The sequence below is a fragment of the Pseudomonas sp. OTU5201 genome (assembly GCF_038440135.1).
In the GTDB taxonomy this organism is placed as follows: domain Bacteria; phylum Pseudomonadota; class Gammaproteobacteria; order Pseudomonadales; family Pseudomonadaceae; genus Metapseudomonas; species Metapseudomonas resinovorans.
In genome coordinates this window covers 60900-79541 of the sequence record NZ_JASATC010000025.1, presented here as the reverse complement: position 1 = coordinate 79541, position 18642 = coordinate 60900, and the positions used below count along the sequence as shown (strand labels likewise).

16 protein-coding genes, 7 tRNA genes and 1 pseudogene are annotated in these 18642 nt (G+C 60.7%); 19 read left to right on the top strand and 5 right to left on the bottom strand.

The window, feature by feature from the left end; genetic code table 11:
• Positions 1-2: 2 nt before the first annotated feature.
• From AAHM40_RS16720 to AAHM40_RS16695, 6 genes and pseudogenes are all read left to right on the top strand, one after another.
• Positions 3-677 (top strand): DUF1028 domain-containing protein, encoded by a 675-nt coding sequence (locus AAHM40_RS16720; protein WP_342245642.1) that lies wholly within the window; start codon positions 3-5, stop codon positions 675-677.
• Positions 670-1842 (top strand): acetylornithine deacetylase, encoded by a 1173-nt coding sequence (gene argE, locus AAHM40_RS16715; protein WP_342245641.1) that lies wholly within the window; start codon positions 670-672, stop codon positions 1840-1842. The genes AAHM40_RS16720 and argE overlap by 8 nt, the downstream gene beginning before the upstream one ends.
• A 282-nt stretch (positions 1843-2124) precedes the next feature.
• Positions 2125-3804, top strand: coding sequence for a 30S ribosomal protein S1 (rpsA, locus tag AAHM40_RS16710; RefSeq protein ID WP_028630235.1), 1680 nt, complete (start codon positions 2125-2127; stop codon positions 3802-3804).
• Positions 3805-3952: 148 nt separating this feature from the next.
• A complete protein-coding gene (gene ihfB, locus AAHM40_RS16705) occupies positions 3953-4237 on the top strand; it encodes an integration host factor subunit beta (protein WP_342245640.1) in 285 nt (94 codons plus the stop codon).
• 340 nt (positions 4238-4577) lie between these two features.
• Positions 4578-4832, top strand: a pseudogene (locus AAHM40_RS16700) (polysaccharide biosynthesis protein); the annotation flags it as partial.
• A gap of 60 nt (positions 4833-4892) precedes the next feature.
• Complete coding sequence (locus AAHM40_RS16695; protein WP_342245639.1) at positions 4893-5216, top strand: ComEA family DNA-binding protein; 324 nt, start codon at positions 4893-4895, stop codon at positions 5214-5216.
• Between the two features lie 131 nt (positions 5217-5347).
• On the opposite strand, the gene AAHM40_RS16690 is transcribed toward AAHM40_RS16695, so the two are convergent.
• Both AAHM40_RS16690 and AAHM40_RS16685 read right to left on the bottom strand, forming a co-directional pair.
• A tRNA-Asn gene (locus tag AAHM40_RS16690) sits at positions 5348-5423 on the bottom strand.
• Positions 5424-5493: 70 nt separating this feature from the next.
• Complete coding sequence (locus AAHM40_RS16685) at positions 5494-6690, bottom strand: amino acid aminotransferase (protein ID WP_342245638.1); 1197 nt, start codon at positions 6688-6690, stop codon at positions 5494-5496.
• Between the two features lie 183 nt (positions 6691-6873).
• Between AAHM40_RS16685 and uvrB the strand changes: the two genes are divergently transcribed.
• Positions 6874-8889 (top strand): excinuclease ABC subunit UvrB, encoded by a 2016-nt coding sequence (gene uvrB, locus AAHM40_RS16680; protein ID WP_342245637.1) that lies wholly within the window; start codon positions 6874-6876, stop codon positions 8887-8889.
• Between the two features lie 39 nt (positions 8890-8928).
• On the opposite strand, the gene AAHM40_RS16675 is transcribed toward uvrB, so the two are convergent.
• From AAHM40_RS16675 to AAHM40_RS16665, 3 genes are read right to left on the bottom strand one after another with little or no spacing between them, the layout of a single operon-like run.
• Entirely contained in the window at positions 8929-9828 is a 900-nt protein-coding gene (locus AAHM40_RS16675; protein WP_342245636.1) for an EamA family transporter, read from the bottom strand.
• A gap of 41 nt (positions 9829-9869) precedes the next feature.
• Positions 9870-11369, bottom strand: coding sequence for an MDR family MFS transporter (locus tag AAHM40_RS16670; protein ID WP_342245654.1), 1500 nt, complete (start codon positions 11367-11369; stop codon positions 9870-9872).
• Positions 11370-11418: 49 nt separating this feature from the next.
• The gene (locus AAHM40_RS16665; RefSeq protein ID WP_342245635.1) at positions 11419-12465 is read right to left on the bottom strand and encodes an HlyD family secretion protein; all 1047 of its coding nucleotides are present in this window, start codon (positions 12463-12465) and stop codon (positions 11419-11421) included.
• Between the two features lie 107 nt (positions 12466-12572).
• Here AAHM40_RS16665 and AAHM40_RS16660 point away from each other — a divergent pair, with 107 nt between their 5' ends.
• The 12 genes from AAHM40_RS16660 (at position 12573) to AAHM40_RS16605 (ending at position 18641) form a co-directional block, all read left to right on the top strand.
• Complete coding sequence (locus tag AAHM40_RS16660) at positions 12573-13493, top strand: LysR family transcriptional regulator (RefSeq protein WP_342245634.1); 921 nt, start codon at positions 12573-12575, stop codon at positions 13491-13493.
• 26 nt (positions 13494-13519) lie between these two features.
• Complete coding sequence (gene gltX, locus AAHM40_RS16655) at positions 13520-15001, top strand: glutamate--tRNA ligase (RefSeq protein ID WP_342245633.1); 1482 nt, start codon at positions 13520-13522, stop codon at positions 14999-15001.
• A 147-nt stretch (positions 15002-15148) separates the two neighbouring features.
• Positions 15149-15224, top strand: a tRNA-Ala gene (locus AAHM40_RS16650).
• A 39-nt stretch (positions 15225-15263) separates the two neighbouring features.
• Positions 15264-15339, top strand: a tRNA-Glu gene (locus tag AAHM40_RS16645).
• Positions 15340-15382: 43 nt separating this feature from the next.
• Positions 15383-15458 (top strand) — tRNA-Ala (locus tag AAHM40_RS16640).
• A gap of 62 nt (positions 15459-15520) precedes the next feature.
• Positions 15521-15596 (top strand) — tRNA-Glu (locus AAHM40_RS16635).
• Positions 15597-15639: 43 nt separating this feature from the next.
• Positions 15640-15715, top strand: a tRNA-Ala gene (locus AAHM40_RS16630).
• Between the two features lie 63 nt (positions 15716-15778).
• Positions 15779-15854: transfer RNA gene (locus AAHM40_RS16625), tRNA-Glu, on the top strand.
• A 182-nt stretch (positions 15855-16036) separates the two neighbouring features.
• The gene (locus tag AAHM40_RS16620; protein ID WP_342245632.1) at positions 16037-16576 is read left to right on the top strand and encodes a TetR/AcrR family transcriptional regulator; all 540 of its coding nucleotides are present in this window, start codon (positions 16037-16039) and stop codon (positions 16574-16576) included.
• 11 nt (positions 16577-16587) lie between these two features.
• Positions 16588-17430 (top strand): alpha/beta hydrolase, encoded by an 843-nt coding sequence (locus tag AAHM40_RS16615; RefSeq protein WP_342245631.1) that lies wholly within the window; start codon positions 16588-16590, stop codon positions 17428-17430.
• A 114-nt stretch (positions 17431-17544) separates the two neighbouring features.
• Positions 17545-18195, top strand: a complete 651-nt coding sequence (locus tag AAHM40_RS16610; protein ID WP_342245630.1) for a bifunctional 4-hydroxy-2-oxoglutarate aldolase/2-dehydro-3-deoxy-phosphogluconate aldolase — start codon at positions 17545-17547, stop codon at positions 18193-18195.
• Entirely contained in the window at positions 18192-18641 is a 450-nt protein-coding gene (locus tag AAHM40_RS16605; RefSeq protein WP_342245629.1) for an acyl-CoA thioesterase, read from the top strand. Before AAHM40_RS16610 ends, AAHM40_RS16605 begins: the two co-directional genes overlap by 4 nt.
• Position 18642 lies beyond the last annotated feature (1 nt).

The following is an 18642-nucleotide window of genomic DNA, read 5'->3' as shown; positions in this document are numbered from 1 at the left end:
CTATGACGTTCTCCATCATTGGGCGTTGCTCTGAGACGGGCCAGCTCGGAATTGCCATCAGCTCATCGAGCATCGCCGTTGGCGCCCGTTGTCCATGGGTCCGTGCCGGCGTGGGGGCGGTGGCGACGCAGAACGTCACGCTACCGGCCCTGGGGCCACAGATTCTCGATCTGCTGGATGGTCAGCTGGAGCCGGCGGCGGCCCTGGATCGCGCACTGAGCAGCAATGGCTGGAGCCAGTACCGGCAGGTGACTGTGATTGATGGCCAGGGCCGCGTCGCGCTGTTCAGCGGCAGCGAAGCCTTGGGCGTGCACAACGCCGTGGCCGGTGAGCAATGCGCTGCAGCGGGTAACCTGCTATCCGGTCGTCATGTCATAGAAGCCATGGTGCAGGCCTTTGAGTCTGCACCGGGGATGCTGGCTGACCGCCTGCTGGCGGCGATGCATGCCGCGATGTCGGCAGGCGGTGAGGCTGGGCCGGTGCATTCAGCGGCGCTCAAAGTGGTGGGGGATCTCACTTGGCCGATCGTCGACCTGCGAGTGGACTGGGCTGATGAGGACCCCATCGGGCAGTTGGGTGGGCTATGGCAGGCTTATCGGCCGCAGATGCAGGACTACCTGACCCGGGCGCTGGACCCTACCGCCGCACCCAGCTACGGGGTGCCGGGTGATGAATGAGTCGGGCAGTCGCGCATTGCTGGAGCGGCTGGTCGGATTTGCGACCGTCAGTCGGGATTCCAATCTGGAACTCATCGCCTTCATCAGGGATTACCTGGCAGAACTGGGGGTGGAGAGCGAACTCTTCTACAACGCGGAGCGGACCAAGGCCAATCTGTTTGCCACCATCGGTCCCAGGGATCGGAGTGGCGTCGTGCTTTCCGGGCATACCGACGTGGTGCCGGTGGACGGGCAGGCCTGGACGGTCGACCCATTCCGCTTGGCCGAGAGGGAAGGACGGCTGTATGGGCGCGGCACGGCGGATATGAAGGGGTTTATCGCCTCTGTGCTGGCGGCAGTGCCCGGCTTTCTTGAGCGGCCGCTGCAGATGCCGGTGCATCTGGCTTTCTCTTATGACGAGGAGGTCGGTTGCCTGGGCGTGCGACCGATGCTCGCTGAACTGGAGGCCAGACCGCACAAGCCGCGGCTCTGTCTGATTGGCGAACCTACTGAACTGAAGCCCGTGCTCGGGCACAAGGGCAAGCTGGCGATGCGCTGCCAGGTGTTGGGTGCCGCCTGTCATTCGGCTTATGCCCCCCATGGCGTCAACGCCATCGAGTACGCAGCAAGATTGATCGGCAAACTTGGAGAGATCGGTGTCGAGCTGGCGCGGCCGGAGCACCATGACGAGCGTTTCGACCCCCCGTTCTCTACCGTGCAGACTGGCACCATCAAGGGCGGGCGGGCGCTGAACATCGTGCCGGCAGAGTGCGAGTTCGATTTCGAAGTGCGGGCGCTGCCGAACTTCGACGCAAGGCAAGTAGCCGACGAACTGCAGTCTTTCGCTGAAACGGAGCTCGTGCCGAAAATGCGCGTTGTTCAACCTGACACAGGCATTCGCCTCCAGCCGTTGAGCGCTTATCCAGGTCTGGCCACATCGCCTGATAGTGAAGCGGCGCAGTTGTTGGCATTAATCAGTGGTTCGGCGGAGTTCGGAACCGTTGCTTTCGGTACTGAAGGTGGGCTGTACGATCAAAGCGGTATTCCCACTGTGGTCTGCGGCCCCGGTAGTATGGATCAGGGCCACAAACCGGACGAATTCATCAGTCTCGAACAGTTGGCTGCCTGTGACGCCATGCTGCACCGTCTGGCGCTTTATCTACAGGGCGCGGGCGCTCTGCTGTAGACTGCCGCACCCTTACGAAATGCCTGAGGGCCTGGAATTGACGGGCGTCAGCCCCGTTGCTACCATTCCAGCCCTTATATCGGCTCGATTCCTCCGTTTTGAGGTCGAAATAGCCGGTGTCAACCCCAAGGATTTGCGCCACTACCAACTTCAGTTGGAAAGGGCGCCACTGGGGCAGCGCGGGATACCAGCTTCGATCCCCGCTGCTTCTATTGATGACTTGACCGCATTGGCTGGAGTGCGGAATAGGGCCTTCCCTGGCCTTTGACTACAGGTATGAACATGAGCGAAAGCTTTGCAGAACTTTTTGAAGAAAGCCTGAAATCCCTCGACATGCAGCCGGGTGCAATCATCACCGGCATCGTGGTCGACATCGATGGTGACTGGGTCACCGTCCATGCTGGCCTGAAATCCGAGGGCGTCATCCCGGTCGAGCAGTTCTACAACGAACAAGGCGAGCTGACCATCAAGGTGGGTGACGAGGTCCACGTTGCGCTTGACGCTGTGGAAGATGGCTTCGGTGAAACCAAGCTGTCCCGCGAGAAAGCCAAGCGTGCCGAGTCCTGGCTGGTTCTGGAAGCAGCCTTCAACGCCGAAGAAGTGGTCAAAGGCGTTATCAATGGCAAGGTCAAAGGCGGTTTCACCGTCGACGTCAGCGGCATCCGCGCATTCCTGCCGGGCTCCCTGGTGGATGTGCGCCCTGTGCGCGACACCGCCCACCTGGAAGGCAAAGAGCTCGAATTCAAGGTCATCAAACTCGACCAGAAGCGCAACAACGTTGTCGTTTCCCGTCGCAGTGTCCTGGAAGCCGAGAACAGCGCCGAGCGCGAAGCCCTGCTGGAATCCCTGCAGGAAGGCCAGCAAGTCAAAGGTATCGTCAAGAATCTCACCGATTACGGTGCGTTCGTTGACCTGGGCGGCGTAGATGGCCTGCTGCACATCACCGACATGGCTTGGAAGCGCATCAAGCATCCGTCCGAGATCGTCAACGTTGGTGACGAGATCGACGTCAAGGTCCTGAAGTTCGACCGTGAGCGCAATCGTGTTTCCCTGGGTCTGAAGCAGCTGGGCGAAGACCCATGGGTCGCCATCAAAGCGCGTTACCCGGAAGGTACTCGCGTTACTGCTCGTGTCACCAACCTCACCGACTATGGCTGCTTCGCCGAGCTGGAAGAGGGTGTGGAAGGCCTGGTGCACGTTTCCGAAATGGACTGGACCAACAAGAACATCCACCCGTCGAAAGTCGTTCAGGTTGGCGACGAAGTGGAAGTTCAGGTTCTGGACATCGACGAAGAGCGTCGTCGTATCTCCCTGGGCATCAAGCAGTGCAAGTCCAACCCGTGGGAAGACTTCTCCAGCCGCTTCAACAAGGGCGACAAGATCTCCGGCACCATCAAGTCGATCACCGATTTCGGTATCTTCATCGGCCTGGAAGGCGGTATCGACGGTCTGGTTCACCTGTCCGACATCTCCTGGAACGAAGTTGGCGAAGAAGCCGTTCGCCGCTTCAAGAAGGGCGACGAGCTGGAAACTGTCATCCTCTCCGTTGATCCGGAGCGCGAGCGCATCTCTCTGGGCATCAAGCAACTGGAAGACGATCCGTTCTCCAGCTACGCCTCCATGCACGAGAAGGGCAGCATCGTTCGCGGCACCGTGAAAGAAGTTGACGCCAAGGGCGCTGTTATCAGCCTCGGTGGCGAGATCGAAGGCGTTCTGAAAGCTTCCGAAATCAGCCGCGACCGCGTTGAAGACGCCCGCAACGTGCTGAAGGAAGGCGAAGAAGTTGAAGCCAAGATCATCAGCATCGACCGTAAGAGCCGCGTAATCAGTCTCTCCATCAAGTCGAAGGACGTTGATGACGAGAAGGACGCCATGAAGGAACTGCGCAAGCAGGAAGTCGAGTCTACCGGCCCGACCACCATTGGTGACCTGATCCGTGCTCAGATGGAGAACCAGGGCTAATCACCCTCTCCATTAGCAGAAAGGGCGGCCTAGGCCGCCCTTTTTGTTATCTGCGTTTTCCCTTCTGGCGTTTGGGCTGTTCAAAGCTCCGTTGGCGTGCTAAAAATTCAGTGAGCTGATCTAGCCGCTTGAATTAGAAGGGAAAACCATGACCAAGTCGGAGTTGATCGAACGAATTGTCACCCAACAGGGCCAGCTTTCGTCCAAGGATGTCGAGCTTGCCATCAAGACTATGCTGGAGCAGATGTCCCAGGCCTTGGCGACAGGGGATCGGATAGAGATTCGTGGCTTCGGTAGCTTTTCCCTTCACTTCCGCGCGCCGCGAGTTGGGCGAAACCCCAAGACGGGTGAGTCTGTGCGTTTGGATGGCAAGTTTGTGCCGCATTTCAAGCCGGGCAAGGAGCTGCGTGATCGAGTCAATGAAGAGGGTTAAAAAGGAGTCTTGAGGTCCCGGTGTGATAGAGCGAGCCCTTCCTCAAGGAGGGCTGCGTTGCTCCTCCTATCCATGCTGCTCGTTACAGCCGTGGGGCATCAGCGAATCATTCTTAATTGTTACTCGAATAGCCTTGATAGCAGTGTCATGGCGCAGAGCGCTTTCATGTGGTGGCTTATTTTACTTGTTGCTTACGCTGCTGATTGGTTTCAGGTTAAGCGACTCGTTAAGAGAGTTGAGTTGGTTCGATGTAAAGTCTTGAGCTTCGCTCCTCGGCCTCGGGGTAGCCATTGGTAGAGGTCGCCGGATACTTGCGCTGCACCTTCTGATGTTGGGAGGGTATGAAGAGCCCCACATCGGCGACAACGTCAGCCTTGCTGAACATTCGATGATCATGCGCGCCAATGAAGAGCATCTCCCTTGGGATGCGTTCAAGCGTGTGCTGTCCGAGCTGTTCGTGGCCGTCGAGAACGATGATTACGTCCGCGTGCGTCAGCTCCTACGCAAAACAGTCAATGGTTACACCCCTGAAGAGGAAATTGTTGACTGGATCCATCAACAACGGCGAATTGAGCCCAATAGCTCGAGGCATTAGTTTGTTTGGGGCGGTTTAGGAAGTACCGCCTTCCCTTACTGATGACAAGGAGTGTTCACGATGTTTCGTGTTCGATTCGCCTCGCTGTTTTTTGTGATCTGTTCGCTTTTCTTCGGCTATACCCAGTCTGCGGTTGCCGCGAAGGTAGAGGCTACAGCTGCTGTGGCAGGCGCTGCACAGCAGTCTGGCAAGCTCAATATCAACTCCGCCGATGCGGCGGCCTTCCAGGATCAAATGATCGGCATCGGTGAGGCAAAGGCCAACGCCATAGTCCGGTATCGCGAGGAGAACGGTCCGTTCTCTTCAATAGACGATCTGCTGGAGGTCAAGGGTATTGGCGTGAAGACGCTCGATAGGAATCGCGACAAGCTAAGTGTGGATTAGTAGCTCAGAGCGTCAGAAAGCCGGCCTAACGAGCCGGCTTTTTTAGTGCTGGATTGCCTGGGGTGCAGTCCTTGGTTCGAGTTCGACCCATAAAGAAAAAGCCCTCGGCATGTGCCGAGGGCTTTTCAATTTGGCTCCGCGACCTGGACTCGAACCAGGGACCCAATGATTAACAGTCATTTGCTCTACCGACTGAGCTATCGCGGATCGGATGCGTCGTATCTTACTGATTAGAAAGGAGAAGTCAAGCATCTGCTTGAGCTTCTCCGATTTCTTTTCAGAGAACCTGGGTGATGGCGCGAGTAATGCTTTCCAGGTTGCTGTTGTTCAGCGCGGCAACGCAGATGCGGCCGGTGCTGACGGCGTAGATACCGAACTCGTTCTTCAGGCGTTCAACCTGCTCGGCGGTCAGGCCGGAGTAGGAGAACATGCCGCGCTGGCGAGCAACGAAGCTGAAGTCGCGCTTGGCGCCCTGGTTGGCCAGTTGCTCAACCATGGCCAGGCGCATGCTATGGATGCGGGTGCGCATTTCGCCCAGTTCCGTTTCCCACATGGCGCGGAGTTCGGGGCTGTTGAGTACCGAGGCAACCACGGTGGCGCCATGAGTCGGCGGGTTGGAGTAGTTGGTGCGGATCACGCGCTTGACCTGGGACAGCACGCGGCCGGCTTCTTCCTTCGAGTTGGTCGCCACGGAAAGGGCGCCAACGCGCTCGCCGTAGAGTGAGAAAGACTTGGAGAAGGAGCTGGACACGAAGAACTGCAGACCCGACTCGGCGAACAGGCGCACGGCGAAGGCATCCTGGTCGATGCCTTCGCCGAATCCCTGGTAGGCGATATCGAGGAAGGGCACGTGCTCGCGTTCGCGCAGGACTTCCAGGACGGCTTTCCAGTCATCCAGGCCAAGGTCGACGCCGGTTGGGTTGTGGCAGCAGGCGTGCAGGACCACGATGGAGCGGGCAGGCAGTGCCTTGAGATCTTCCAGCAGGCCGGCACGATTCACGCCATTGGTGGCCGCATCGTAGTAACGGTAGTTCTGCACCGGGAAGCCAGCGGACTCGAACAGGGCGCGGTGGTTTTCCCAGCTCGGGTCGCTGATGGCGACGACGGCATTGGGTAGCAGGCGCTTGAGAAAGTCGGCGCCAGTCTTCAGGGCGCCGGTGCCCCCCACAGCCTGGGTAGTGACTACGCGGCCTTGCGCCAGCAGTTCGGAGTCAGCGCCGAACAGCAGCTTCTGCACAGCCTGGTCGTAGGCGGCGATGCCTTCGATCGGCAGATAACCACGCGGGGCGTGGGCTTCGATGCGGGCCTTTTCCGCTTCAGCTACAGCACGCAGGAGCGGGATGCGGCCTTCCTCGTTGTAGTAGACACCCACGCCCAGGTTGATCTTGTTGGCACGGATATCGGCGTTGAACGCTTCGTTGAGACCTAGAATGGGGTCGCGCGGAGCCATTTCGACGGCAGAAAACAGACTCATGATGCGGCAGCTCGGAGGAGGAGGGTGAGGAGGAAATGCAACCCCGAACGATGTGCGCTAGGGGTTGCGCAATCGGGCCGGTATTATAGCGGCCCAGACAGTTTGCGGCGACATCGCGCGCAAGCTTTCCGCCAGGTATGACGCCCGTTCTGCGCCGGTGTCACATCCAAATTCGAGGTCAGCATGTCGGAGTTCCAGCTTGTCACCCGCTTCCAGCCCGCCGGCGACCAGCCGGAGGCCATTCGCCAGATGGTGGAAGGGCTGGAAGCCGGCCTGTCGCACCAGACACTATTGGGGGTAACTGGGTCGGGGAAGACTTTCAGTATTGCCAACGTCATTTCCCAGGTTCAGCGCCCGACACTGGTGCTGGCGCCAAACAAGACTCTGGCGGCACAGCTTTACGGTGAGTTCCGGGCTTTTTTCCCGAACAACTCGGTCGAGTACTTCGTTTCCTATTACGACTACTACCAGCCGGAAGCCTACGTTCCGTCCTCGGACACCTATATCGAGAAGGATGCCTCGATCAACGACCACATCGAGCAGATGCGCCTCTCAGCGACCAAGGCCTTGTTGGAGCGACCGGATGCCATCATCGTTGCCACGGTGTCCTCCATCTACGGTCTGGGTGATCCGGCGTCCTACCTGAAGATGGTCCTCCACATCGACCGCGGCGACCGCATCGATCAGCGCACCCTGTTGCGTCGCCTGGCGGAACTGCAGTACACGCGCAACGACATGGACTTCGCTCGTGCCACCTTCCGGGTTCGCGGCGATGTCATCGACATCTTCCCGGCGGAATCCGATCTTGAAGCCATCCGTGTTGAGCTGTTCGACGATGAAGTGGAGAGTTTGGCGGCCTTTGATCCGCTGACCGGCGAGGTTATCCGCAAGTTGCCGCGCTTCACCTTCTACCCGAAGAGTCACTACGTAACGCCTCGCGAAGTACTGCTGGAGGCGGTGGACAAGATCAAGGAAGAGCTGAAAGAGCGTCTGGATCAACTGCGTTCTGCCAACAAGCTGGTGGAGGCGCAGCGCCTTGAGCAGCGCACTCGCTTCGATCTGGAAATGATCCTTGAGCTGGGCTACTGCAATGGCATCGAAAACTATTCTCGGTATCTCTCCGGCCGTGCTCCCGGTGAGCCGCCACCCACGCTTTACGATTACCTGCCTGCCAATGCCCTGTTGGTGATTGACGAATCCCACGTCACGGTGCCGCAGGTCGGCGCCATGTTCAAAGGCGACCGTTCGCGCAAGGAAACCCTGGTGGAGTACGGGTTCCGCTTGCCGTCGGCGCTGGACAACCGTCCGCTGCGTTTCGACGAGTGGGAGGCGATCAGCCCTCAAGCCATCTTCGTCTCGGCGACCCCGGGACCCTATGAAGGTGAGCATGCGGGCCGGGTAGTCGAGCAGGTGGTGCGACCCACGGGTTTGGTGGACCCGGAAGTCGAGGTACGGCCAGCCAGGACGCAAGTGGACGATCTGCTCTCGGAGATCCGCAAGCGGGTTGCAGTGGAGGAGCGGGTGCTGGTCACCACGCTGACCAAGCGCATGGCGGAGGACTTGACCGACTACCTGGCCGACCACGATGTGAAGGTGCGCTACCTGCACTCGGACATCGATACCGTGGAGCGTGTGGAAATCATCCGGGATCTGCGTACTGGTGCTTTCGATGTGCTGGTGGGGATCAACCTGCTGCGTGAAGGCCTGGATATGCCGGAGGTGGCGCTGGTGGCCATTCTGGATGCGGACAAAGAGGGCTTCCTGCGTTCCGAGCGCTCACTGATCCAGACCATTGGTCGCGCGGCGCGGAACCTCAACGGCAGGGCGATTCTATACGCCGACAATGTCACCGGCTCCATGCAGCGTGCGCTGGACGAGACTGACCGGCGCCGGAGTAAACAGGTGGCTTTCAACGAAGCCCACGGCATCGTGCCGAAGGGTGTGAAGAAGGACATCCAGGACATCCTAGAAGGCGCCACAGTGCCGGGTTCGCGCAGCAATAAGCGCAAGGCTATGGCGAAGGCGGCGGAGGAGAGCGCCCGGTACGAGGCGGAGCTGCGCTCGCCCAGCGAGATCACCAAGCGCATCCGTCAAATGGAAGAAAAGATGTTCCAGCTCGCCCGCGACTTGGAGTTCGAAGCCGCGGCGCAAATGCGCGACGAGATCCAGAAGCTCCGAGAGCGGCTGTTGAAGGTCTGAGCAGGAATGGGCGCCGATAGGCGCCCATTTCGCTTGTCGTCAGCGGCGGCCGAAAATGATCAGCACAACGCCAACGAGGGTGGCTAGGCACGCGAGCAGCGATGTGGCGTCGAGTTGCTCGCCGAGGATCAGCAGGCCCAGCAGCAGGGCCACCACCGGGTTCACGAAGGCGAAGGTCGATACCAGGCTTGGCTTCACTTCTCGCAGTAGCCAGAAGTAGGCTGGATAGACCCCCAGACTGACCGGAACCACCAGATACGCCATCCAGAGCCAGGCGTTCAGGCTTACATTGGCCAGCTCTATCCCATGCCAGTCGCCGCGCCAGAGACCGAACACTGCCAGCGTTACCGTGCCCGTCAGCATCTGTAGGCTGAGGCCCATCCAGCTGGAACGGAAGGGCGGGCGCATGCGCAGCAGCCAGGCGCCAATGGCCCAGAGCAAGGTGGCCATGACCACAAGTCCGCCTGCGAACCATTGGTCGAACCCCGCCGTATCTCCCAGTCCGTTGCCCATCAGCATCACGATTCCCCCGCTGGCCAGGGCCAGTCCGCAGAGGACCCAGAGTGGCGGACGGCGGTCCAGCAGCCATTCCAGTGCGACGCTCCAGAGGGGCAAGGTGGTGTAAAGCATGGCCAGCATGCCGGTGGGAAGAAACTGGTTGGCGTAGATCAGTGCGCCCTGGCCGACAGCAATCAGCAGCACGCCGCCGATCAGCGCGCCACGCAGGTCGCTGCGTTGTACTTGGGCCTTACCGCTGACCAGCACCCAGCCCAGGGCGAGAACGCCAGCGAAGAGAAAACGCAGGGTCGCGATGGCGAAGGGCGGAAGTTCACGAAGGAGGAAGTGGTTGGCCAGATAGGTGGTGCCCCAGCCGATGTAAATCATGGCGAAGGCACCGATCAGGAGAAGGGTGCGACGGGTTGCAGCGTGGGAAGACATGTACAGCCTGAAGCGCGACGCGCCGGTTGCCCGGCGCGGGATTAGTGGGCGGCGGCGCTGGCGCCCCCGGTGGAGCCGGCGGGCAGGGCGCGGGTGAGCAGCACAGCGAGCATGCTGACGCCAAGGGCGATGCCGATGAAATGGAAGGCGTCATTGTAGGCCATGATGCTGGCCTGCTGGTGTGCGATCTCGCTGAGTTTGCCGAGGGCCGCTTGCTCGCTGCCGAGCTTTTCCGTCAGCAGGGCCAAGCGCTCAGCGACCTGTGGGTTGCTCGGCACCAGGGATTCGCGCAGGTAATCGAAGTAAACCTTCGCGCGGGCGTCGAGCAGGGTGGCGAGCAGTGCGATGCCGATGGCGCCGCCCAGGTTGCGCAAGATGTTGAACAGGCTGGAGGCTGAGCCGGCGTCCTGAGGCTGGATGTACGCCGTGGCGATCAGGGATACGGTCACCATCACCAATGGCTGTCCGAGGGCGCGGATGATCTGGATCTGATTGAACTGCGGCCCGGCGAAGTCGGGATTGAGTACCCCGGAGGCGAAACTGGCGTAGCCGAACAGACCGAATCCCAAGGCGCAGAGCAGCTTCGGAGAGATCACCTTCATCAGCTTGGGTACCAGCGGGATCAGGAACAACTGCGGAACGCCCATCCACATGATCACCTCGCCGATCTGCAGCGCGTTGTAGCCCTGGATCTGCGCCAGGTAAAGCGGCAGCACATAGATGGAGCCGTAGAGGCCCATGCCAAGGCCGACGCTGGAAATGCTCGACAGGCCAAAGTTGCGGTTCTTCAGGATGCCCAGGTTGATCAGCGGGTTGGGGCGAGAGACCTGGAGGATCACGAAAAGAATCAGGCTGACCAGCGCTGTGCCGCCCAGGCCGACGATCAGGTCGGACTCCAGCCAGTCCTTGCGATGACCTTCCTCAAGGAACACCTGCAGGCAGCCGAGCCCTAGTCCCAAGGTGACGATACCGGCGTAGTCGGTGCGTTTCAGCAGTTCCCAGTGCGGCGCTTTCCTTTCCAGGCCGTAAAGCAAGCCGGCGATCATCAGCAGGCCTGGAGGGATGTTGATATAGAAGATGTACTCCCAGCCGAAGTGCTCCGTCAGCCAGCCGCCCAGAGTGGGGCCGATGGAGGGCGCGAAGGTGGCGGTAATGGCGAACAGCGCCATGCCCTTGGCGCGGTGGTGCTCCGGCAGCTTGATCAGCGTCAGGGTGAAGGCCAGCGGAATCAGCGCGCCGCCGGTGAAACCCTGCATTGCGCGGAACACGATCATGCTTTCCAGGCTCCAGGCCAGGGAGCAGAGGAGCGACGAGATGAGAAAGCCGATGGATACCCAGACTGCCAACCGTCGAGCCGAGAGCAACTGCACCAGCCAGGCGGTGAGGGGAATCATGATGATTTCCGCCACCAGATAGGACGTGGAAATCCACGACCCTTCTTCCAGGGTCGCGGAGAGTGCGCCCTGGATGTCCTTGAGCGAAGAGTTGGTGATCTGAATGTCCAGCACCGCCATGAAAGCGCCGAGCATCGCGCTCATCACCGCAATCCAGTCACGTCGGGACGGTTCGCCCGTGGGGCGAACCAGTGCATCACCCGCCATGGTTTTCGGCCTTCAGGTGCACCTTGACGAGGACGGACATGCCCGGGCGGATTCGGCCCTTGAGCGGATTGTCTGCGGCGAAGGTCAGCTTCACCGGCATGCGCTGCACCACCTTGGTGAAGTTGCCAGTGGCGTTGTCCGGCGGCAGCAGGCTGAACTGCGCGCCGGAGGCGGCGAACAAGCTGTCCACTCGGCCTTCGATCGGAGTATCGGGGAAGCTGTCGAAGATCAGCTCGGCGGTTTGTCCGGGCTGCATGCGCTCGATCTGGGTCTCCTTGAAGTTGGCCTGGATCCAGATATCAGCATCCGGCACCAACGACAGAAGGTGTGCGCCGACCTGCACGTACTGGCCGTTTCGTGCAGCGCGCTGGCCGACACGCCCGTCCATGGGGGAGCGGATTTCGGTACGGCCGAGATTCAGCTCGGCCTGGGCTACTTCGGCGCGGGCATTGGCAATTTGTGCATCGAGGCGCTTGATCTCTGCGTTGAGTGCGTCCACTTGCTGGCGCTGGGCTTTGAGGTCGGCCTCGGCCTTGGCCACCTGCGAGCGGGCAACGCGCGAGTCGGCGGATAGCGTAGTGACCCGCTCTTCGGAAATGTACCCCGGCTTGCGCAGCGTCTGGGCGCGGGACAGGTCGATCTGGGTGCGTCCGAGGGTGGCCTGGCTAGCCGCAACGTCCGCCTGGCTAGCGGCGATCGTACTGGATTGCTGGGCCAGCTTGCTTTGTGCCTGGACCCGCTCCGCCTCGCGGGTGGCGAGCAGGGCGCGAGCGCGTTCCAGGGCGAGCTTGAAGTCGTCGGCTTCCAGGCGTACCAGCAGGTCGCCTTTCTTCACCTGCTGGTTATCGCTAACCAGCACTTCTTCGATACGGGCACCAAGTTGGCTGGACACGCGGGTGATTTCGCCCTGGACATAGGCGTTGTCGGTGCTTTCGACGAAGCGGCCGATCAGCAGCCAGTGGACGAAGAAGCCGGAAATGACCAGTGCCACCAAGGCGATGAAGACGAACAGACGGCGTTGCAGTTTGGCAGGCATGGAAAACGTTGCTCGAAGTCTTTTCAGAATGTTGCGAATCTAGCAGTGTTCCGCTCTGGCAAGTAGCCAGTACAATTCAGAAACTTTGTTGCTTATAGGGAACAATAATGGGGCTGGATGATGCGCTGATCTTCACTCGCGTGGTCGAGTGCCACAGCTTTACCCAGGCAGCGCAGAGTCTGGGTATGCAGAAGTCGACTGTCAGCAGGCGCATAGCGCTGCTGGAAGAGCGCCTCGGTGTACGTCTGCTCAACCGCACCACGCGCAAGCTTCGCTTGACTGAGGTTGGCCTGGCCTACTACGAGCGCTGCCGGCAGATCATGCTGGACTTCGCCGAAGCCGAGCAGGCCGTGATGCAGTTGCAGCAGGAGCCGTCCGGTCTGCTGCGTGTTACTGCGCCCATCGAGTTTGGCCAATTGTTCCTTGGCAAGGTGTTGGGCAGCTTCATGCGCCAGTATCCGCAGATCACGGCAGAAGTGGAGATCACCTCGCGCAACGTCGATCCGCTGGAGGAGGGCGTGGATATCGCCATCATGATCGGGCAGCCCCAGGATTCCACCCTGATCGCCCGCAAGCTGTTCGAGAGTGGCCGCCGGCTCTGCGCGAGCCCAGCCTACCTGGCGACTCACGGCACCCCGCGTACGGTGGAGGCGCTGGCTGGCCACCGAGCGGTATTGTTGCCACAGGATTCTCAACGCTACTGGATGCTGCTGGGTGAACACGTACCCTGTCAGCGCGTCCTCTATTGCAACAACATTACGTTCGCCCGCGAAGCGGTTCTTGCAGGGGCCGGGATTGCGGCGCTGCCGCTGATGTTCACCGAATCTGCCGTGCAGCGCGGTGAGCTGATCGAGCTGCTGCCCGAGGCGCGGTTGCCCAGCGGCGAAATCTATGCGGTCTATCCGTCTCGGCGGTTCCAGGCAATGAAGGTCAAGGCCTTCCTCGACTTCCTGATGCGCAGCCTGCCGGTGCAGGAAGGACACTTGCTGGAGCCCGCGGCGGCCAGCCTGATAAGATCGCGCCTTTGATCGTTCCCCTGTTTCGAGAGCAATCCATGACCACTGTCCGTACCCGTATCGCGCCGTCGCCCACCGGCGACCCGCACGTGGGCACCGCCTACATCGCCCTGTTCAACCTGTGTTTTGCGCGCCAGCACGGCGGTCAGTTCATCCTGCGCATCGAAGATACCGACCAACTGCGCTCTACCCGTGAGTCCGAGCAGCAGATCTATGATGCGCTGCGCTGGCTGGGCATCGAATGGGATGAAGGACCTGATGTCGGGGGCCCACACGGTCCCTATCGCCAGAGCGAACGTGGCGATATCTACAAGCAGTACTCCCAGGAGCTGGTGGACAAGGGCCATGCCTTCCCCTGCTTCTGCACCTCAGAGCGCCTGGACAAGCTGCGCGCCGAGCAAACCGAGCGCAAGGAAACCCCGCGCTACGACGGCCACTGCATGCACCTGTCCAAGGGCGACGCCGATAAGCGTATTGCCGCCGGTGAACCCCATGTCGTACGGATGAAGGTGCCGACCGAAGGTGTCTGCGTGGTGCCGGACCTGCTCCGTGGTGATGTGGAAATCCCGTGGGATCGCATGGACATGCAGGTCCTGATGAAGACCGACGGTCTGCCGACCTACTTTCTCGCCAACGTGGTGGATGACCACCTGATGGGCATCACCCATGTGCTGCGTGGAGAAGAGTGGCTGCCCTCGGCGCCCAAGCTGATCAAGCTCTACGAGTACTTTGGCTGGGAACAACCCAAACTCTGCTACATGCCGCTGCTGCGCAATCCGGACAAGAGCAAGCTGTCCAAGCGCAAGAATCCCACGTCCATCACCTTCTATGAGCGCATGGGCTTCCTGCCAGAAGCGATGCTCAACTACCTTGGCCGCATGGGTTGGTCCATGCCGGACGAGCGTGAGAAGTTCTCCTTGGCTGAAATGGTCGAGCACTTCGACCTGTCGCGCATCTCCCTGGGTGGTCCGATCTTCGACCTGGAAAAGCTGTCCTGGTTGAACGGTCAGTGGATCCGTGAACTGCCGGTGGAACGCTTCGCTGCCGAGGTGCAGAAGTGGGCGCTCAATCCCGAGTACCTGATGCGCATCGCGCCGCACGTGCAGGGCAGGGTGGAAACCTTCAGCCAGATCGCGCCGCTGGCCGGTTTCTTCTTCTCCGGCGGCGTGCCGCTGGATGCAAAGCTGTTCGAGCACAAGAAGCTCGGCCCGGACCAGGTGCGTCAGGTCATGCAGTTGGTTCTCTGGAAGCTGGAGTCCCTGCGTCAGTGGGAAAAGGACCGCATCACCGGTTGCATCCAAGCCGTGGCCGAAAGCCTGGAGCTTAAGCTGCGTGATGTCATGCCGCTGATGTTCCCGGCCATCACTGGCCAGGCCAGCTCGGTATCGGTACTCGACGCCATGGAAATCCTCGGGGCTGATCTCAGTCGCTTCCGTCTGCGCCAGGCCATCGAGCTACTCGGTGGTGTGTCGAAGAAGGAAACCAAAGAGTGGGAGAAGCTGCTCGCGGCTATCGCGTGATGGCCCGCTGGCTGGTGCGGGGAGGCCCCCCGCATCGGCCGAGGTTGGGTAAGTGTTTGTTCTTCCAGATAAAAAAGTTCGTGTAGTTTAAAAAATAGTGTTGACAGCAGGAGGGGGCGCCCCTAATATGCGCCCCGTCCTCGCGACGGGGCTATAGCTCAGCTGGGAGAGCGCTTGCATGGCATGCAAGAGGTCGACGGTTCGATCCCGTCTAGCTCCACCACTCCTTCGGGTGTGGGTCGCGAAAAGGCATGAAGGTTTCGTCCCCTTCGTCTAGTGGCCTAGGACACCGCCCTTTCACGGCGGTAACAGGGGTTCGAGTCCCCTAGGGGACGCCATATTCCAGCAGCATCGGCCACGCCGGTGCAGCCGAAGTAATTCGGGGCTATAGCTCAGCTGGGAGAGCGCTTGCATGGCATGCAAGAGGTCGACGGTTCGATCCCGTCTAGCTCCACCAAACATGATGCGCCACGCATCACAGGGGCCAGCCTAGTGCTGGCCCCGTTGTTCGAAGGTTTCGTCCCCTTCGTCTAGTGGCCTAGGACACCGCCCTTTCACGGCGGTAACAGGGGTTCGAGTCCCCTAGGGGACGCCATATTCCAGCAGTATCGGTTACGCCGGTGCAGCCGAAGCGATTTGGGGCTATAGCTCAGCTGGGAGAGCGCTTGCATGGCATGCAAGAGGTCGACGGTTCGATCCCGTCTAGCTCCACCAAATCGATGCCTTGTGCATCACTCAGGGCCAGCCTAGGTGCTGACCCTGCTGTTCGAAGGTTTTGTCCCCTTCGTCTAGTGGCCTAGGACACCGCCCTTTCACGGCGGTAACAGGGGTTCGAGTCCCCTAGGGGACGCCACTTTCAAGTTTCCCGCTCTGCGGGCTTTTCAAGGGTCATTCCAGATTGGGATGGCCCTTTTGTTTTTCAGGCTTTCAAAATACTCCCCACGATTCCTTCATGCCGACGAACGGTAAAGCAAGTGTCTTGCTAATTTGTATTACGCGCATAATATTATTTGCGTAATTCAATGGGAGACTGACATGAGCGAGAAGAAAGCTCAGACCCGAGAGCGCATCCTGCAGGCAGCCGCTTCGGCCATGTTGCAGCGCGGCCCGCAGGAGCCCGGTGTGGCTGATGTGATGAGTGCCGCCGGGCTCACGGTGGGGGGCTTTTACGCCCACTTCGCCAGCAAAGACGCGCTGATGCTGGAAGTCTTCGAGCAACTGCTGCGCAGGCGGCGGGATTTGATGGCTTTGCTCGACTCATCGTTGCCAGGGGAGGAGCGCCGCACTTTGGCTGCCAGTTTCTACCTGTCCCGCAAGCACCGTGATGCCACTCACTCCGGCTGTCCGTTGCCCAGTTCACTGGGTGCGCTGCCGCAATTGCCAGAGACCTACCGGACGTTGCTAGCGGAGCATCTGGAGGTGCTGAGTGCCGAAATGTGCGACAGCCCCGAAGAAGCCGACAAGGCCCTTGCGGACCTTGCCTTGATGGTGGGTGGCCTGGCCCTGGCTCGCGCGTTGGGGGCTGGCGATCTGTCTGACCGAATACTGCGTGCCGCCAAGTCGGCAGTTATCTGAGGAGCCGAATCATGAACAACCTGAGCCTGATCAGGGGAGTCCACGCCACGCTGGGTCGTGTGGCGCCGCAAATGGTCGCCCGCCGCATGCGTCGCCAGTTCATGACGCCGCGCAACTTGCCGCCGCGGGAGTGGGAAATGCCGTTGCTCGGAAGCTCCGAGCGAATCACCCTGCGCTTTGGTCTGTCCGCCCTGCGCTGGGGAAGCGGTCCGACCGTACTGCTGATGCACGGTTGGGAAGGACGCCCTACCCAGTTCGCCAGCCTGATTGAGGCCCTGGTCGCAGAAGGCTACGGTGTGGTGGCGCTGGATGGTCCGGCCCATGGGCGCTCCCCGGGGCGCGAAGCCAATGTGGTGCTCTTCGCGCGCGCTTTACTGGAGGCGGCTGGCGAGCTGCCCCCGCTACACGCGGTGATCGGTCATTCCATGGGTGGTGCAAGCGCCTTGCTGGCCAGCCAGATGGGGTTGCGCGCGAGGGCCTTGGTAAGCATTTCCGCCCCCAGCCGCATTCTCGGGCCGATTCGCAGCTTCGCTCGATTCATGGGGCTTCCTCCGAAGGCTCTTGCGCATTTCGTCAGTCAGGTGGAGAGCCATGCGGGGATCCCCGCGGCGCACCTGGATGTACAGCGCTACCAGTTGGATATCCCGGGCCTGGTTGTGCATGCCGAGGATGATCCGGTGGTGCCGGCCAGTGATGCCCAGGTCATCCACGACGCCTGGTTCGACAGTCAGTTGCTGCGGCTGGAGCAAGGTGGTCACCAGCGACTGCTGGCAGATGCTCGCCTGGTCAAGGCAGTCTTGGGGCTGCTGGCTCAGGTTCGTGAACCTCACATTGCGGGAGCAGCCGTGCGATGAAACTCGGCAGGGCTGGTAGGTGACCCGTTGTCAATGCTCTACTTCCAACGTTCATCGGCCCGGCGTGATCGCCTTTGGCACCGGCCTGGGAACTTTGCAATGTGGAGAACTGACATGAGCCTGACGATGGATGTGGTGTTGCAGCGGGCGCGCCCGGTTCTGCCTGTGCTAGTGATCGAGGATACCGGGCTGGCCCTGGATCTCGCGGGGGCGCTGAGTGCGGGTGGCGTCGAAGTGCTGGAAGTAACCTTGCGCACGCCGCGGGCGCTGGATGCACTGGCGGCAATCCGCAAGGAGTTTCCGGACCTGCTCGTGGGGGCCGGCACCCTGATCCATACCGAACAATTCATCGAGGCGCGTGATGCCGGGGCACATTTTGCCGTCAGCCCTGGCTGTACCGAACGCCTCGCAGCCGCCGCCGAGGATTCCGGTCTGCCATACCTGCCCGGCGTGATGACACCCTCCGAAGTGCTGTTGGCGCTGGAGTATGGCTACCGCTCGCTGAAGCTGTTCCCAGCCGATGGCAATGGCAGCGTGAAAATGCTGAAAAGCCTCAAAGGTCCCTTCACCGGCATCCGTTTCTGCCCCACCGGCGGGGTGACCCCGGACAATCTGCTCAGCTTTCTGCGCCTGCCAAACGTGGCCTGCGTCGGCGGCACCTGGATCGCGCCGTCCAGCCTGATCCGCGCCCGCGCATGGGATCAGATCACTCAACTGGCCAGCGAAGCCCGAGAGCTGGCCAGCAACGTGGAGCTCAACTCATGAGCTGGGACATGCCCAACCCCTTCGTCATTGATATCAAGGTCGGTGCCGATGACATCGACGGCCTCGGTCATGCCAATAACGCCGTCTACGTCAGTTGGCTGGAGCGCTGCGCCTGGCGTCACTCCCAGAGCCTGGGTCTGGACCTCGCCGAGTATCGGCGGCTGGACCGGGCCATGGCGGTGTTGCGTCACGAAATCGATTATCTGGCCGCGGCCTACGAGGATCAGGAGCTGCAGATGGCCACCTGGATCGTGGAATCGGACCAGCGCCTGAAGATGGATCGTCGCTTCCAGCTGGTACGGCCGGATGATGGCACCACCTTGTTGAGGGCCAAGACCACCTTCGTCTGTATTGAGCTCTCCAGCGGCAGGCCCAAGCGCATGCCGACGGAATTCGTCGAAGGTTATGGGCGGGCGCTGCAGCCGCCATTCCCGCTTGAGCTCTGAG

What these genes read in the sequence shown, in the direction of transcription:
- AAHM40_RS16720 (WP_342245642.1), top strand. Translation starts at nt 3, where the DNA reads ATGACGTTCTCCATCATTGGGCGTTGCTCTGAGACGGGCCAGCTCGGA.
- argE (WP_342245641.1), top strand. Translation starts at nt 670, where the DNA reads ATGAATGAGTCGGGCAGTCGCGCATTGCTGGAGCGGCTGGTCGGATTT.
- rpsA (WP_028630235.1), top strand. Translation starts at nt 2,125, where the DNA reads ATGAGCGAAAGCTTTGCAGAACTTTTTGAAGAAAGCCTGAAATCCCTC.
- ihfB (WP_342245640.1), top strand. Translation starts at nt 3,953, where the DNA reads ATGACCAAGTCGGAGTTGATCGAACGAATTGTCACCCAACAGGGCCAG.
- AAHM40_RS16695 (WP_342245639.1), top strand. Translation starts at nt 4,893, where the DNA reads ATGTTTCGTGTTCGATTCGCCTCGCTGTTTTTTGTGATCTGTTCGCTT.
- AAHM40_RS16685 (WP_342245638.1), bottom strand. Translation starts at nt 6,690, where the DNA reads ATGAGTCTGTTTTCTGCCGTCGAAATGGCTCCGCGCGACCCCATTCTA.
- uvrB (WP_342245637.1), top strand. Translation starts at nt 6,874, where the DNA reads ATGTCGGAGTTCCAGCTTGTCACCCGCTTCCAGCCCGCCGGCGACCAG.
- AAHM40_RS16675 (WP_342245636.1), bottom strand. Translation starts at nt 9,828, where the DNA reads ATGTCTTCCCACGCTGCAACCCGTCGCACCCTTCTCCTGATCGGTGCC.
- AAHM40_RS16665 (WP_342245635.1), bottom strand. Translation starts at nt 12,465, where the DNA reads ATGCCTGCCAAACTGCAACGCCGTCTGTTCGTCTTCATCGCCTTGGTG.
- AAHM40_RS16660 (WP_342245634.1), top strand. Translation starts at nt 12,573, where the DNA reads ATGGGGCTGGATGATGCGCTGATCTTCACTCGCGTGGTCGAGTGCCAC.
- gltX (WP_342245633.1), top strand. Translation starts at nt 13,520, where the DNA reads ATGACCACTGTCCGTACCCGTATCGCGCCGTCGCCCACCGGCGACCCG.
- AAHM40_RS16620 (WP_342245632.1), top strand. Translation starts at nt 16,037, where the DNA reads ATGAGCGAGAAGAAAGCTCAGACCCGAGAGCGCATCCTGCAGGCAGCC.
- AAHM40_RS16615 (WP_342245631.1), top strand. Translation starts at nt 16,588, where the DNA reads ATGAACAACCTGAGCCTGATCAGGGGAGTCCACGCCACGCTGGGTCGT.
- AAHM40_RS16610 (WP_342245630.1), top strand. Translation starts at nt 17,545, where the DNA reads ATGAGCCTGACGATGGATGTGGTGTTGCAGCGGGCGCGCCCGGTTCTG.
- AAHM40_RS16605 (WP_342245629.1), top strand. Translation starts at nt 18,192, where the DNA reads ATGAGCTGGGACATGCCCAACCCCTTCGTCATTGATATCAAGGTCGGT.